Source organism: Bradyrhizobium sp. CSA112 (assembly GCF_029051645.1).
In the GTDB taxonomy this organism is placed as follows: domain Bacteria; phylum Pseudomonadota; class Alphaproteobacteria; order Rhizobiales; family Xanthobacteraceae; genus Bradyrhizobium.
Map to the genome: position 1 here is coordinate 1 of NZ_JAACFS010000010.1, position 13,292 is coordinate 13,292.

The following is a 13,292-nucleotide window of genomic DNA, read 5'->3' on the forward strand; positions in this document are numbered from 1 at the left end:
GCGGGTGGGTGGGCAATAATGTCACGAGATGTCAGACCCTGGTTGGCTCTATCAGCCGGAAAATGTTGAATACCGCCCCGAACCGAAATGGCTCGAAGCTGCGCGTTTCACGAAGCGCAGCCGTACGGCCTGACCGATTTTATTGAGGTGGGGATGCTTTAGGCGAAAACCAGCCAGTACGCCATCCATTCTTTGCAGATCAGCCGATCACTTCTGCGGCGGTTAACCTTTCACGCAGCATGCACCGCGACGCTGGGAATCCCGGAACGATCGGCTACACTGCGGTTTTGAGGCGTTTCGCGCCTGTTTTTCACATCAGCCGTCTTTCAAGGGGGCCGTGCACCGTGACCGCGTTCAAGACCATTCGCGCCCGCGCCGAGAAGCGCAAGGGCGGCCCCAAGGCGCTCGCCAAGCTGCTGCCAGCAAAGCCTGACCCGAAGGCGCTCGCCAAGCTCAGTGACGACCGGATCCTGGCCGAAATGACCAAGCGGGTGTTCTCGGCAGGCTTTGCCTGGAGCGTGATCGAGAACAAATGGGCAGGATTCGAGAAGGCGTTTCTCGGCTTCAAGCCGGGTCCGCTCACGCTGAAGCCGGACGAGTTCTGGGATGATCTGATGAAGGACACGCGGATCGTCCGCAACGGCGCCAAAATCATGTCGGTGCGCGCCAATGCAAGCTTCGTCCGGGAGATCGCCAAGGAGCATGGCAGTTTCGGCAAGTTCCTCGCCAATTGGCCGTCCTCGGACGAAGCCGGCCTGCTCGAATTGCTGGCCAAGCGCGGCAGCCGGCTCGGCGGCAATACGGGACAGATGATGCTGCGCTTCCTCGGCTGGGACGGGTTCGTCACCTCAGGGGACGTGGTGCTGTGCCTGCGCGATGCCGGGCTCGACATCGCTGAGACCGTCACCTCCAAGCGCGACCTCGCCAAGGTGCAGGCGCAGTTCAACGAGTGGGCCGAGGAGACCGGGCTTGCTTACGTGCAGCTCTCGCGGATTTGCGCGCTGTCGATCGGCGAGAATTACACTGCCGAGAAGCTGGCGAGCATGGGCGCAGACGATTGATGGGTATCGCTCCGCTCCACCCATCCTACGCGATCTTCCTCCATTATATGACGACGAATCCATGCGTGGCGTCGCGGCGGAGCTGTTCGACGAGGCCGTATTCCCAGTCGAGATAGGCCTGCATCGCGCTTTCCTTGACGTCGGTGCCCTCGTAGGGACGGCGATAGCGGTGTGACGGATCGGGCTTTGGAATCACCTGCGGCGGCCCGATCTCGAGTGCGCGATCATAGCCGCCTTCGAGCACATAGGTCTCCCATCCCATCTGCGCGAGCCAGGACGCGGTCATGTCGGCTCGGACGCTTCTATTGTCCGTCAGCACGATGCGTGCGCCGCGCACCGGGGCGGCCATGTCGATCTCCTGCACCAGTTGACCGCCCGCATAATGGCGGAAGCCCGCGAGATGGCCCGCGGCGTATTCCTCCTCCGAGCGCACGTCGAAACGATACAGCGTCCGATCGGCCTGCGCCTGCAGCGCCGCCATCTCCGCAAGGCCGATGTGCCGAACGCCGGCGCGATAGGAGACGTCGCGCGCATTGGCTACACCGTGTGCGATCGCGCCGATCTCGCCGCGCCTGTTCGAACCATGTTCGAGATTCTGCTTGGCCAGCGTCCAGCCGATCGTTCCGTTGCGCAGCGCCCGCACCTTGTTGGTGACGCCGGCATTGATCAGCGACTGGGTGCCGATGATCGAGCGGGTGCGGCCGGCGCAATTGACGATGATGGTGGTTTCGGGTTCCGGCGCGGCGCGGCCGGCGCGCAGCACCAGTTCTGCGCCGGGCACGCTGATCGAGCCCGGGATATTCATGGTCGCGTATTCGTCGAACCGGCGGACGTCGAGGATTTGAATGTTGGCGCCGCTCGCGATCAGGGCGCTGACTTCCTCGGCGGCCAGCGAAGGCGTGTGGCGGCGATGCTCCACCAGTTCGCCGAACGCCTTGGCATAGGAATTGACGTCCTGGAACAGTTCATAGCCGGCCTTCTTCCAGCCCTGCAGCCCGCCGTCGAGTTGGCGGACATTGCCGTAGCCCAAATCCTTCAGGTGCTCCGCCGCCACGGCAACGAGGCCCGCGCCGTCATCATAGAGAACGATCAGAACGTCCTTGCGCGGCAGACGCGCTTCGGCCTCCAGCGTAATCCGGTCGGCCGCCATGTTGGCGGCAAACAGGGGATGGCCGGCGGCGAAGACGGCCTCGTGTCTGACATCGAGCAGCGCGATTTCTTCGCGCAGCAGCAGCGCGGTGCGGACTTGTGAGGGGCTGACAGAGGGGACGGTCATGGATCGTGGATTCCGGGTGAGGATCGTTGCTCCATTAATAGCATCGAGAGCGGCGCGTCACGCCGGCCGAGGCCATTAACTCTCATGTCATCGAACATTGAACTGATTGCACCGACGTCCCGGAAACGGCGTATGATATCAGACAGATGAACAGCTAGGCACCCGATGGACCTCAAACAATTGCGCACATTCCGCGCCGTCGCCGAGCTCGGCAGCCTGAGCAAGGCAGCCGACCGGCTGCGCGCCGCGCAGCCAGCGCTCAGCCGGCATATCAAGCTGCTGGAGCACGAGCTTCGCGTCGAGCTGTTCGTCCGCAACGGGCGCGGCATGCTGTTGACCAGCGCCGGCCGGATGCTGCTCGACCGCACTACCGGCCTGATCCGTCAGGTCGAGCAGGTCAGCGACGACCTCAAATCGGCGAACGGCAATCCGTCGGGCCGCGTCATCCTCGGGCTGGTGCCGACGGTAAGCGCGGTGCTGTCCGGGCGGTTCGCCCGTCGTGTCCTCAATGAGTATCCCGACGTCTCGCTGCGCATCGTGGAGAGCTATGGCGGCCATCTGGTCGAGTGGCTGCATCGCGGCGAAATGGATCTCGCGATCATCTATGGGCCGGCGGTCGATCTGCATCTTCAGGTCCAGTCCATCGGCCGCGAGGATATCGTCGCCGTTGGGCCGCCGGGCTCGGGCTTGAACAAGCGGAAGCAGGTCGATCTCAAATGGCTGGTGAAGCAGAAGCTGATCCTGCCCAGCATCTCGCACGGTTTGCGGGCGCTCTTGGAGAAGGCGCTGGCGCGCGAGAAGCTGAAGCTCGACGCCACGATCGAGGTCGATTCCTACCGCGCCCAGATCAGCCTGATGGAGGAGGGGCTCGGCTATACGCTGCTGCCGCCCTCGGCCATCCGCACCGAAGTGGCGGCGAAGCGACTGGAGATGGCGGCCGTGAGCCCTTCTGTGTCGCGTGAACTGATCCTGGCCTCGCCGATCGCCCATCCGCCCTCGATCGCAACGACGACGATTGCGACGCTGATCGTGTCGGAGATCCAGCAGCTCTCCCGGGAGGGGCGCTGGAAGATCAACATGACGGCGTAATGCTGCCGGGCACTCCTGCCTCGTCATGGCCGGGCTAAAGCGCGAAGCGCGTCTTCGCGCAGATGTCCCGGCCATCCACGTCTTTGCAAGGTCCACCAAAGACGTGGATGCCCGGCACTAGGCCGGGCATGACGAGTTTGGTCGTAGCGCCCCCTCAATTAAACAGCGCCTCGTCTCCCAACACCGATTGCCGGAAGCGCGTCGTCAGGATGACACCGTCGGCCGGCGGCATCACGAACACCAGCGCCTCGGGATTGATCTTGATCTGCGCAAATGCCGTTCCCCTTCCCGCATGCGCGAGGCCGCGCAGCTCGGTGACTTCGGCCATCGTGCGCACGATGCGCGAGGTGCGGATGCCGCAGGCGGTTGCGATGGCGGCGAGGTCGACGCCGGAAGCCGTCGGGGTTTTCTGCATGCCGGTCTCGCCGAAGCGCTCATTGTCGAGCACGGCGATCGTGAGATTGTTCGGCGCCTCCACGCCGATTGACGCGAGCGAGCCGATGTTCATCAGCATTTCGCCGTCGCCGGTGATCACGAGCACCTTGCGTTTGTGCTGCGCCAGCGCCAGCCCAAGCCCGATCATGGCAGCGGCGCCCATGGCGCCCCAGAGCGGGAAGTTGTTGGGATGATCGCCGGCGGCGGAGACATCCCAATTCGGCGCGCCGAGGCCGGCGATGACGAGGAGATCGGCGCGGTCACGCAACAATTCGTTGACGACGTCGCGGCGATGCAGAAGCGCGTTCGGATTGGTCATTTGCGGGCAAGCTCCTTGAAATTCTTGGCGCCGAGCACGCGCTGTCCGATCAGGACCGCCACCGGTTTCCAGGTGTTGAAGGCGAGGTTCGCCGCGCCCTGCACGGTGGAGGCCACGAGATCAGGCTCATCCACCTTGTTCACGATCACGCCGATGGCCTCGAGCGAAGGGCGTGTCCCCTGCCCCATCGGGATCTGCCACGGATTGAACTCGCCCCAGTCGCCGCGCATGGTGACGATCATCAATAGCGGCATGTGGCAGATGACGGGCAGCGACAGCATGTTGATACAGTTGCCGACGCCGCTCGATTGCAACAGCAGAACACCGCGCTCGCCGCCGAGCCACGCACCGGCCAGCATTGCCACGCCTTCCTCTTCCGTCGTCAACGTCACGACGCGGGTTTCGGGATCGGCCTCGAACGAGCGGATCAGACGGCTGTGGCCGGCATCCGGCACCATGGCGACCTGGCGAATGCCGGCGTCCTTGAGCACGCGGTAGATCTCATCCGACCATGTCGGCAGCGCGGCCGGCGCCTCGCTCCGTGATTTTGCTGCTTCCGCCATCGGGCTCCATTTCCTCTGCGATTCCTGACTTGAGTTGCACGGAGAATAGATCGCGGCGGGGATTCAAGGAATTTGAATGTGGACATGGCTTCTATCGCAAAATTGAAAGGCTGGGGTGGGTGGACGCCCTGGCTGCCCACAGGGCATCCCGTGAGGCACTCGCTCGACGCCGTCATTGCGAGCGAAGCGAAGCAATCCATCGCGCCACACGCCGAGACATGGATTGCTTCGCGGAGCCTGTCATCGGGCGCGCATTCGCGCGACCGGTTGGCTCGCAATGACGTGGAGGTCGCGCGGCAAAAGACCGTCATCCCCCGCGAAGGCGGGGGATCCAGTACGCCGCGGCCTATCGGTTCAAGCATTGACGTCTCTGGAATACTGGATCACCCGCATTCGCGGGTGACGACAAGTGAGTATGGCCTCGCGATCTCGCGGCATGAACTGCCCGGCAAGTTAAGCGGAATATTTTTGCAAAGGGGACTGGACAGGTTTTTGGTGATTTGCCCGACAAGTGGTTTTGTCGCCGTCATTCCGGGGCGATGCACAGCATCGAGCCCGGAATCCATTTCACCGCAGAACGTGCTGCCCAATGGATTCCGGGCTCGCGACTTCGTCGCGCCCCGGAATGACGACGGGAGCGGCATTACTTCGGCTTGGAATCCGGCGCAAGATTTGCTTCGCTGTGGCGATTGCCAGAAGGAGCCTTCATGACCATCGACCTGACCCGCCGCACGTTGCTTCACCTCGCCGGCGCCTCCACGCTGAGCGCGGCGGCCACCGCTGCAGCGCGGGCCGAGGGCACGTCAGGCGGCGGCCCGACCTTCGCCAACCGGACGCCGATGCGGGTTGGCATGGTGACCTTGCGCGTACGCAACCTCGATCTCGTCGCCGATTACTATCGCGACGCGATCGGGCTTACCGTCATGCAGCGCACGGCAACCGGCGCCCGTCTCGGCGCGGGCGGCGTGCCGCTGCTCGATCTCTCCTTACGCGCGGGCGCCTCCGCCGAGGCGCGGAACGCGGCAGGCCTCTATCACACCGCGTTCCTGATGCCGACGCGCAAGGATCTCGCGCGCTGGCTGGTGCACGCAGCGAAGAACAAGGTTCCGCTGTCCGGCTTCGCCGATCACCTCGTCAGCGAGTCCGTCTATCTCGACGATCCCGAAGGCAACGGCATCGAAGTCTACGCCGATCGCGCGCCCGAGACCTGGAAATGGGATGGCAGCTCGGTCGCGATGGCAACCGACCAGCTCGACATCGACGACCTCCTGGCGCTGACGGATACGCGAACGACCAGCTATGCCAAGGCCCCCGATGACTTGCGCATCGGCCATATGCACCTGCGGGTCGGCGATCTCGAACAGGCGGACCGCTTCTACAGTGGCGTCATCGGTTTCGATCCGACGCGTAAGCGCAGCGGCGCGGCGTTCCTGTCCTCGGGGCGCTATCATCATCACCTCGGCCTCAACGTCTGGCAGAGTTCCGGCGCGAGCCAGCGCGACGATACGGCCACGGGGCTTGCGTGGTTTTCGCTGGAGATCGCATCGCCGGAAATCCTGCAAGCGCAGGAGCAACGTTTGCGGCAAACCGGTGCGCCGGCTGCGGCGATCGAGAACGGCATCGAGACTGCCGATCCCTGGGGCACCAAGGTGCGGCTGATCAAAGTCTGACGCGGGCAGCGATCGTCGATGGCCCCTGCCCGGCATGGTCCGATAGGCCATGCGACTGCGGGGCGGAAAATGAGATCCGTCCCCGCCAGGGGGCATCGAGCATTATTTCTTCTTGCCGGACCCCAAGGTCGGCTGCCAGCCGCCGGTCTTCTGGCTTGGCGCCGCGGCAATCACCTTGATCTTCTCCTTCTTGGGTTTCTTGACTTCCCGATTGCCCCTTTGTTCGCCTTTAGCCATGTCGATCTCCTGGGTTGAAGGTGACGCCGGAACTAATGCAGATCCGGCTTTTGGTGTCGTCGTCGACTACAGGCGAGGCGCGTCCAGGTCATATCTGACCTTCAACGTCCTGATCAGATCGAGCGTGCAGGTGCGATAGAAATTATCGCCCTCCGACGTTGGCCGACTGATGCTCGCGCTCCATCCGTAAGCATCGTCGAATACAAACATCGTCATCCCCGAAGGCCAGGGACCATGAAGCGCCCTTGCCTGCTCGACAATCATATCCTGGAGTTCGGCGGCGGTCTTGAAGGGTCTGACGCTCATGGCTTGCCTCCGGACCTATCCATTCAGGATCGCCGCTGCCACCACCAACAGAAAAAGGAAGAGCGGGACGATGACCGGCGGCACGATCCAGTCGGCCAAGCGAAATCGAGACAACGGAAGCTCCCTTCTCGGCGGGAGCGCTCGTTACTCTCAGTCACCGATGGACGCCATGGAAAACGCGGTGATGGGTGAACTCTAGGCTTAGGTGCCGCGGATAGCGAGCGCCAAAGCGCCACAGGACGCACATTTGGCCACGTGCCGCTTGCTGTGATCGATGCTGGAGCCGCGTCATAAGCGCCGACCCTTTGCCTTCGCTGGCCGCGGGATTTCCCTCGACATCGCGGCGGAAAGAGCGTCTGCTACACTGATCACCGCCCATCCAAGCCGCACGGCGAGGGGCGTCTGGGTCGATTCTGACGCGGCCCAGCTAATCTCCGGCAAGATCGGACAACATCTCTCCATCTTATGCCGCCGCCGATTCAGACCAGCCCCTCAGCCGGATCCAACGGGATCATCGCGGTGAACGCGAAAGGAATGACGATGAAAAAACCCCTACTTTCCATTGAAGAACCTGAGCCGAAGAAGGCGGTGCGGGCCGACAGGCCTCCGACCGAAGGGTTCGCGACGATTGTCGACGGCCATTTCAAGTCGCAATTTGACACGGTCGAGGCTGCGGAAGCCTCCGGCCGCAAGCTGAAGACCGCCTATCCGATGCTTCAGGTCCAGATCTACGATGCCGCCATGAAGGTGCGTACCTTGGTGAGCTAGCAAAGCTGGCTGTCGCGCCGCTATCGTCCGGGCGGAGCAAGCCCCCTACCAGCCGGCCTCCTCCATCTCAGCAACTGCGGCAGATCAAGCGGGTCGACGCGGCACGATCCCTCGTCACGCAACCTCGTCGGTCCAGACCTTGAAGCCGACCAATGTATTTGGCCCGAAGGTCTGGGTGATCGGCACATCGGAGGCGTCGCGGCCCTGTGCGATCAGGATGCGACCAATCCTCGGCACGTTGTTGCGCGGATCGAAAGTGCGCCAGTGTCCGCCGATATAGGCTTCGAACCAGCCGGCGAAATCGCCAGCGGGCCAGGGTTTCGGCGTGCCGATGTCGCTGAGATAGCCCGTGCAATAGCGCGCGGGAATGTTCATGCAGCGGCAGAACGTAACGGCGAGATGGGCGTAATCGCGGCAAACGCCCTTGCCTTCCTCGTAAGCCTCCCACGCCGTCCTGGTGGCGCGGGCGTGCTCGTATCCGAAGGCGATGTGACGGTGGACGAAATCGCAGATCGCCTGGACCCGCGCCCAGCCCGGCGCCGTCTTCTCGAATAATTGCCAGGCGATTTCCGAAAGCCGGTCGGTCTCGCAATAGCGGCTGCCAAGCAGATAGACCAGGGTATCCGCGGGCAGATCCTCGACCGCGTGCTGAAGCGCGGACGTAAACACCGGATCGGGCAGACCGCTGTCGCGAACGACACCATCGGCCGCAAGACGCACGCGGCCGGCAGGCGCAACCATGCGGCTGCACCAATTGCCGAACATGTCGCGATAGGGCGTGATCTCGACGACCGGGTCGGTGGTGAGGAAGTCCGGCACGATGACATCGGACGCACGGGTGAAGTGTGTGCCCAGCACCATGATCATCGGCGTCGGCTGCGGAAAATCGTATAGCATTTCGAATCCGACGCGAATCTTCACTCGAAAGCCCTTTCCGGCTGCTGACTGCTCGAAATGGCTACGAAATCATCCAATACAAGGCGCTGGCTGCCTTGTTCAGCCGAATGCGGCCAGTGCCGAAGAAAACGATAGCTAATTGCTGCAAAAGCGCGCACGGTGCGACGATGTCCGCAAAACATGATGTCTTCGTGCGCAGATACGCGAGGCTGCCGGCATGACCACGCGCACGCGACGGGAAACGGTTCATTTCAGGCACCCGTTCCGCATCAAGGGTGTCGACCGAGAGCTCGCGCCGGGAGCTTACGAAATCATTACCGACGAGGAGATGATCGAGGGCCTTTCGTTCCCGTGCTTTCGGCGTGTCGCTACCATGATCATGATTCCCGGCGAGCCGCCGCAACGTTCCGCGATGGAAATGATCTCGATCAGTTCGGTTGATCTGTCCGACGCGCAACGCATCGATGCGAGCGCGCCGCGTGACTGAGACCCCGATCGAGCTCGACAAACATCGCGGCATGGCAGCGCAGAAGGCAACCGATATCCGCCGCATCCTTGCCGAAGTCGAGGCCAACGCGAAGCTGCTGCGTGACAGACAGGGCGTTGTCGAAATCGAGATCCTCGCCGCGCCGGCCGCGTCGTGGCCCGAGGCGGTAGCCAAGGCGCGTTACGTGCTCAATCTGTACTCGGCCGGTCTGGCGCCGACCGACACGCATCACCGCGACCTCGTGGCCGCGGTGCTCGCGGATCTTACCCGCCTCTCGGGAGAAGAGACCTGAACAAAGCAATGTCCGGCCGCAACGACCAGCTCCTTTATCCCGCCCGTTCCGACCAGAATCGGACGGCCCAACTGAAAGCACCTGATGCAAAATCTCTCGCCTCGTCACGTCATGACGGAAGAATCGCTTCGCCTCGGGGTCGAGTCCGGCTGGTACTCGACCAAGGTCAGTGGAACCTTCGTCTCGGGCCCGCATTCTTCCGAAGCGGACTGCCTGCGCAGGATCGCAGAAATCAATCCGCCGCCGGTAACAAAAAGGAAGGGCTAGCCGGATAAGTCGATGGTAAGATCGTTCCGTTTCGGGAGGAGAGCCTGATGACGTTCGCGCGCGGCAACATCCGAGGCTATGACGACGACCGGATGGTCCTGCTGTTCTCCATGATGGACGGCGCCAGGGAAGTGCCCTGCGCCGTCAGCGCTTCGGCGATGGATGCTCTGGAACACGTGCCGCGGACGCCGGCAGACCAGCGCGAGCAACAGTTCGCGCGCCTGCGGGACCGGATCGAGGCGTGCGCCTCCCGCAAATTCCAGGCGCGGGAGTTCGAAGGCACTCCCCCCGGCATCATCGTGCGCAGCATAGATTTCCGTTCCTGAAAACGGCTCAACGGCCTTCGGGAAGGTCGCGATGAACCGATCTGCGGACCGTTGAAAAACAGTTCCGCCTTTCCCCGATCATGTTCTAAGGTCCCAGCTATTTTCGAGGGGGGACCGATTGCATGAACTTGCCGATGAGCTGGGATGAATGGGCCGTGCATGACGGCGTTGCGCTGGCGGCACGCATCGCGAAGGGCGAACTGACGGCTGCCGAACTGGCGGCGCAGGCGGCTGCGGCGATCGCCAAGGTCGATCCCCCGCTTTCAGCCGTCGTCGAAGTGTTCGAGGATGCGGTCACGGATCCCGGCACCGACGGCACCAATCTCGACGGGCCGTTTGCCGGCCTGCCCTTCCTGATGAAGGACCTCGGCCCGACATTGAAGGGCCGCCTGCAGGAAATGGGCTCGCTCTATATGCGCGGCAACCGCGCCGCGGCCGACACATTCCTGACGACGAAAATGCGCGCGGCCGGGCTCAATTTGATCGGGCGCACCACCACGCCGGAATTCGGGGTCTGCAGTTCCGCGGAGAATCCCGCCGTCTATGTCACGCGCAACCCCTGGAATACCGACTACACCACCTGCGGATCGTCGGCCGGCAGCGCCGCGATGGTCGCCGCCGGCGCAGTCCCGATCGCGCATGCGACCGACGGCGGCGGCTCGATCCGGATTCCCGCCGGCGTCAACGGCAATATCGGGCTGAAAGTGTCGCGCGGCGTGTTCTCGCTATCGCCGCATCTGTCCGATCTCAGCGGCCTGGTCTCCATCCAGGGCTGCCAGTCGCGCACGGTGCGCGACACCGCGGCCTTCATCGATGCCTGCCGCGGTCCCGCGCCGGGCGAATTCATGCCGTTCTGGAGTTCGCCGGAGCCCTATACGAGGATGATCTCGCGCGATCCCGCGCGGCTGAAAGTCGCGCTCTCGCACCAGTGGGGCGACTATCAGGCGACGCCGCATATCGCCGCCGAGCTGGAAAAGGCGGGACGTTTTCTGGAGGGCCTCGGCCATCATGTCGATTACGCGTTGCCTGACGTGAATTATCGCGACGCCTTCGCTGCGCAGACCACCTGCTACATCAGCAATTTTGCGGTCGTGATCGGCAACATGCTCGCGCCGCGGGGACTGGAGCGGCCGCCGGCCGATCTCATCGAGCCCGTCAATATCCGGATCTGGGAGGCCGGCCGGCATATCAGCTTTGCCGACCGGGCCCGCATGCAGGCGGTGTTCAACACGACCTCGCGCGGCTTCGGCGCCTTCTTCGAGGACTGGGACATCATCCTGACCCCGATTACGGCGTTGCCGACGCCGAAAGTAGGCACCACGGAATATCTCACCATCAGCGACAATCCGTCGGTGCTGGACTGGTTCGGCAACCTCTGGCGTAATTTTGCCTTCACGCCGCTCGCTAATCTCTGCGGCATCCCCGCGATCTCGCTGCCGCTCGCAGCCCACGACAACGGCCTGCCGCTCGGCATTCAGGCAATCGCCAAGCAGGCCAATGACGGGCTATTGTTGCAACTGGCCGCGCAGATCGAACGGGCGATCGGTGGCAAGTGGAATGCCGGGCAGAAGCCCGGCGTGCATGTGACGACGGGGTGAGCGGCGGTTGATCTCAACCGTCATTGCGAGCGCAAGCGAAGCAATCCATTCCGTCGCAGCAAGAAAGACCCCAAAGGCATTCCGGCATTGACGAACTCCTGTTGATTTCTCCGCCAGTGATTGCAGACTTCCGTCGCAAAGATAGAGTGATGGCGCGGACCGCGACCGATGGTGGAGCAGAACTATGGCACGCAAGCATTTGCTCGGCGGGCTGATGAAATGGGCAAGCGCGAAGAATGGCGCGACCAGTTTGAAGCAGTCCTTGAAGAGCATGTGCTGCCCACCTGCGAGGAGACCGACCTCGAGCCCGGCGACATCCTGTCGATCGTCGGCAAGGATCTCTTCATGAGCACGGTCTGGGCCTGCGCCTTCGAGGACATGCTGACGCGGGAATTCGACGACGGGAGCAATATCGTCGACGACTATCTGAAGCACCGCGGATGGAAGGAAACCGCAACTGTTCGCGCCTATATCACCGCATTGCGAAATTCCGTGGTCAGTCTCTATGAAGTAAGCGATGTCGTCCTCGACAAATCGTTCCGCGCGCGCGACCTCGTGCGCGGAGGCGACCCAGTCCTGATCAGCGAGCGATCGGCAACCCGCTCCCTCAAACAATGGGACCGCTTCGCCGGGCGTGTCATTCAAGTGGGGCAGCAGGCGCAGATCAGCGGCGCCGTATTGCCGTACGAGTACGAGACGTCGGAGGATCTCATCGAAGGCCTCCGCAGCATGGGTAAGCTAACCAGGAAGGAAAAGCAGGCACTTGCCAGGGAGATCGGAGAGGATTTCGATCCAGTTGCGATCGCCAGGCTTTCGGAGACTCAAAGGCTGCGTGCAGTGAGCGCGGTATTCACGACCTACTGGCTCCTCGACGCGATCGATCGGACCCTCCAGCCGAAAACTCCCGACTTGCGCAACACCGATGGCGATGAACTGAAGCAATGCACGGCTTGCTATCCGCTCGCCAACGGCACGGCGGAGGACGATATACGCACCGCGCTGGATTCGTGCGCCGATCTCCGGCCGGTAACCGCCACGCAATGGAATTGGGTCCGCCCAAAGACGCGCGCTGTTGCAGCGGCCGCCCGAGCCCGACCGTCGAAATCCCTGACCATCGAATCGACGTGCGACGACGGCGCGCTGTCGCTCGGTAGCCTGGAGCTGAACGGCAGAACCCTGGTGCTTTCCGTCAATTCCCTGGAGCGTTCGGAACAGGGCGTGAACTGTTGTCCGCGATACTCGGAGAGCGCGTCGGGCAGCCCGCGGTCGAGATAGAAACTATCGAGCAAATGTTAGAGTCAGGCGATGCTGATGAACCGCAGCAGATTGATCTTTCCGAGGAGGAGCGGTGCGCCATCGTCCACGAACACATGGACCGACATTATCGCGACACGCTCGATGAGCCGGTCCCGATGCTCGGAAACAAATCGCCGCGCGCCGCGGTCAAGACCAAAAGCGGACGCGCAAAAGTCGTCGACTGGCTCAAGATGATGGAAAACCGGACGGCCAAGGCCGGAGAATCCGACACTGCGATGGCGAGTTACAGCTTCGGCTGGATGTGGACGGAATTGGGCATCGACGACCTAAGACGATAGGCGCATCACCCGCCGCACTCGGTCCTTGCGTGCCGACGCTGGGGTGGAAGAGCGTCGGCTCGACGTCCAGGCGATCGCCAGCAGGCCAATGAGGGTCGCGCGGACT

Annotated in this window: 18 protein-coding genes; 12 read left to right on the forward strand and 6 right to left on the reverse strand. The window is 62.9% G+C overall.

What is annotated here, in order from left to right:
- The first annotated feature begins 344 nt into the window (after positions 1-344).
- Entirely contained in the window at positions 345-1,061 is a 717-nt protein-coding gene (locus GWE18_RS18740) for a DNA-3-methyladenine glycosylase I (protein WP_275187189.1), read from the forward strand.
- Between the two features lie 43 nt (positions 1,062-1,104).
- On the opposite strand, the gene GWE18_RS18745 is transcribed toward GWE18_RS18740, so the two are convergent.
- On the reverse strand, positions 1,105-2,337 hold the full coding sequence (locus tag GWE18_RS18745; protein WP_275187190.1) for a rhodanese-like domain-containing protein: 1,233 nt from the start codon (positions 2,335-2,337) through the stop codon (positions 1,105-1,107).
- Between the two features lie 165 nt (positions 2,338-2,502).
- On the opposite strand from GWE18_RS18745, the gene GWE18_RS18750 reads away from it, so the two are divergent.
- On the forward strand, positions 2,503-3,426 hold the full coding sequence (locus GWE18_RS18750; RefSeq protein ID WP_275187191.1) for a LysR substrate-binding domain-containing protein: 924 nt from the start codon (positions 2,503-2,505) through the stop codon (positions 3,424-3,426).
- Between the two features lie 154 nt (positions 3,427-3,580).
- Here GWE18_RS18750 and GWE18_RS18755 read toward each other — a convergent pair whose 3' ends face one another.
- On the reverse strand, positions 3,581-4,180 hold the full coding sequence (locus GWE18_RS18755; protein WP_275187192.1) for a thiamine pyrophosphate-dependent enzyme: 600 nt from the start codon (positions 4,178-4,180) through the stop codon (positions 3,581-3,583).
- On the reverse strand, positions 4,177-4,743 hold the full coding sequence (locus GWE18_RS18760; protein ID WP_275187193.1) for a thiamine pyrophosphate-binding protein: 567 nt from the start codon (positions 4,741-4,743) through the stop codon (positions 4,177-4,179). Before GWE18_RS18760 ends, GWE18_RS18755 begins: the two co-directional genes overlap by 4 nt.
- Positions 4,744-4,827: 84 nt before the next feature.
- Here GWE18_RS18760 and GWE18_RS18765 point away from each other — a divergent pair, with 84 nt between their 5' ends.
- A complete protein-coding gene (locus tag GWE18_RS18765; protein WP_275187194.1) occupies positions 4,828-5,454 on the forward strand; it encodes a hypothetical protein in 627 nt (208 codons plus the stop codon).
- Complete coding sequence (locus GWE18_RS18770) at positions 5,451-6,413, forward strand: VOC family protein (RefSeq protein WP_275187195.1); 963 nt, start codon at positions 5,451-5,453, stop codon at positions 6,411-6,413. Before GWE18_RS18765 ends, GWE18_RS18770 begins: the two co-directional genes overlap by 4 nt.
- 102 nt (positions 6,414-6,515) lie before the next feature.
- Here GWE18_RS18770 and GWE18_RS18775 read toward each other — a convergent pair whose 3' ends face one another.
- Both GWE18_RS18775 and GWE18_RS18780 read right to left on the reverse strand, forming a co-directional pair.
- Positions 6,516-6,650 carry a hypothetical protein gene (locus tag GWE18_RS18775; RefSeq protein WP_275187196.1) on the reverse strand — a complete coding sequence of 45 codons (135 nt, stop codon included), beginning with the start codon at positions 6,648-6,650 and terminating at the stop codon, positions 6,516-6,518.
- Positions 6,651-6,716: 66 nt separating this feature from the next.
- Entirely contained in the window at positions 6,717-6,956 is a 240-nt protein-coding gene (locus tag GWE18_RS18780) for a hypothetical protein (protein WP_275187197.1), read from the reverse strand.
- Between the two features lie 540 nt (positions 6,957-7,496).
- Between GWE18_RS18780 and GWE18_RS18785 the strand changes: the two genes are divergently transcribed.
- Positions 7,497-7,724, forward strand: a complete 228-nt coding sequence (locus GWE18_RS18785) for a hypothetical protein (RefSeq protein WP_057849041.1) — start codon at positions 7,497-7,499, stop codon at positions 7,722-7,724.
- A gap of 114 nt (positions 7,725-7,838) precedes the next feature.
- Here GWE18_RS18785 and GWE18_RS18790 read toward each other — a convergent pair whose 3' ends face one another.
- Positions 7,839-8,645 carry a transglutaminase family protein gene (locus GWE18_RS18790; protein WP_275187198.1) on the reverse strand — a complete coding sequence of 269 codons (807 nt, stop codon included), beginning with the start codon at positions 8,643-8,645 and terminating at the stop codon, positions 7,839-7,841.
- Between the two features lie 193 nt (positions 8,646-8,838).
- Between GWE18_RS18790 and GWE18_RS18795 the strand changes: the two genes are divergently transcribed.
- From GWE18_RS18795 to GWE18_RS18825, 7 genes are all read left to right on the forward strand, one after another.
- Positions 8,839-9,108 carry a hypothetical protein gene (locus GWE18_RS18795; RefSeq protein ID WP_275187199.1) on the forward strand — a complete coding sequence of 90 codons (270 nt, stop codon included), beginning with the start codon at positions 8,839-8,841 and terminating at the stop codon, positions 9,106-9,108.
- Positions 9,101-9,400, forward strand: coding sequence for a hypothetical protein (locus GWE18_RS18800; RefSeq protein ID WP_275187200.1), 300 nt, complete (start codon positions 9,101-9,103; stop codon positions 9,398-9,400). The genes GWE18_RS18795 and GWE18_RS18800 overlap by 8 nt, the downstream gene beginning before the upstream one ends.
- Before the next feature lie 84 nt (positions 9,401-9,484).
- The gene (locus GWE18_RS18805) at positions 9,485-9,667 is read left to right on the forward strand and encodes a hypothetical protein (RefSeq protein ID WP_275187201.1); all 183 of its coding nucleotides are present in this window, start codon (positions 9,485-9,487) and stop codon (positions 9,665-9,667) included.
- Between the two features lie 47 nt (positions 9,668-9,714).
- The gene (locus GWE18_RS18810) at positions 9,715-9,993 is read left to right on the forward strand and encodes a DUF1488 domain-containing protein (RefSeq protein ID WP_275187202.1); all 279 of its coding nucleotides are present in this window, start codon (positions 9,715-9,717) and stop codon (positions 9,991-9,993) included.
- 122 nt (positions 9,994-10,115) lie between these two features.
- The gene (locus GWE18_RS18815) at positions 10,116-11,591 is read left to right on the forward strand and encodes an amidase (protein WP_275187203.1); all 1,476 of its coding nucleotides are present in this window, start codon (positions 10,116-10,118) and stop codon (positions 11,589-11,591) included.
- Positions 11,592-11,810: 219 nt separating this feature from the next.
- A complete protein-coding gene (locus GWE18_RS18820) occupies positions 11,811-12,866 on the forward strand; it encodes a hypothetical protein (RefSeq protein ID WP_275187204.1) in 1,056 nt (351 codons plus the stop codon).
- Positions 12,867-12,880: 14 nt separating this feature from the next.
- Positions 12,881-13,186, forward strand: coding sequence for a hypothetical protein (locus tag GWE18_RS18825; RefSeq protein WP_275187205.1), 306 nt, complete (start codon positions 12,881-12,883; stop codon positions 13,184-13,186).
- The last annotated feature ends 106 nt before the right edge of the window (positions 13,187-13,292 follow it).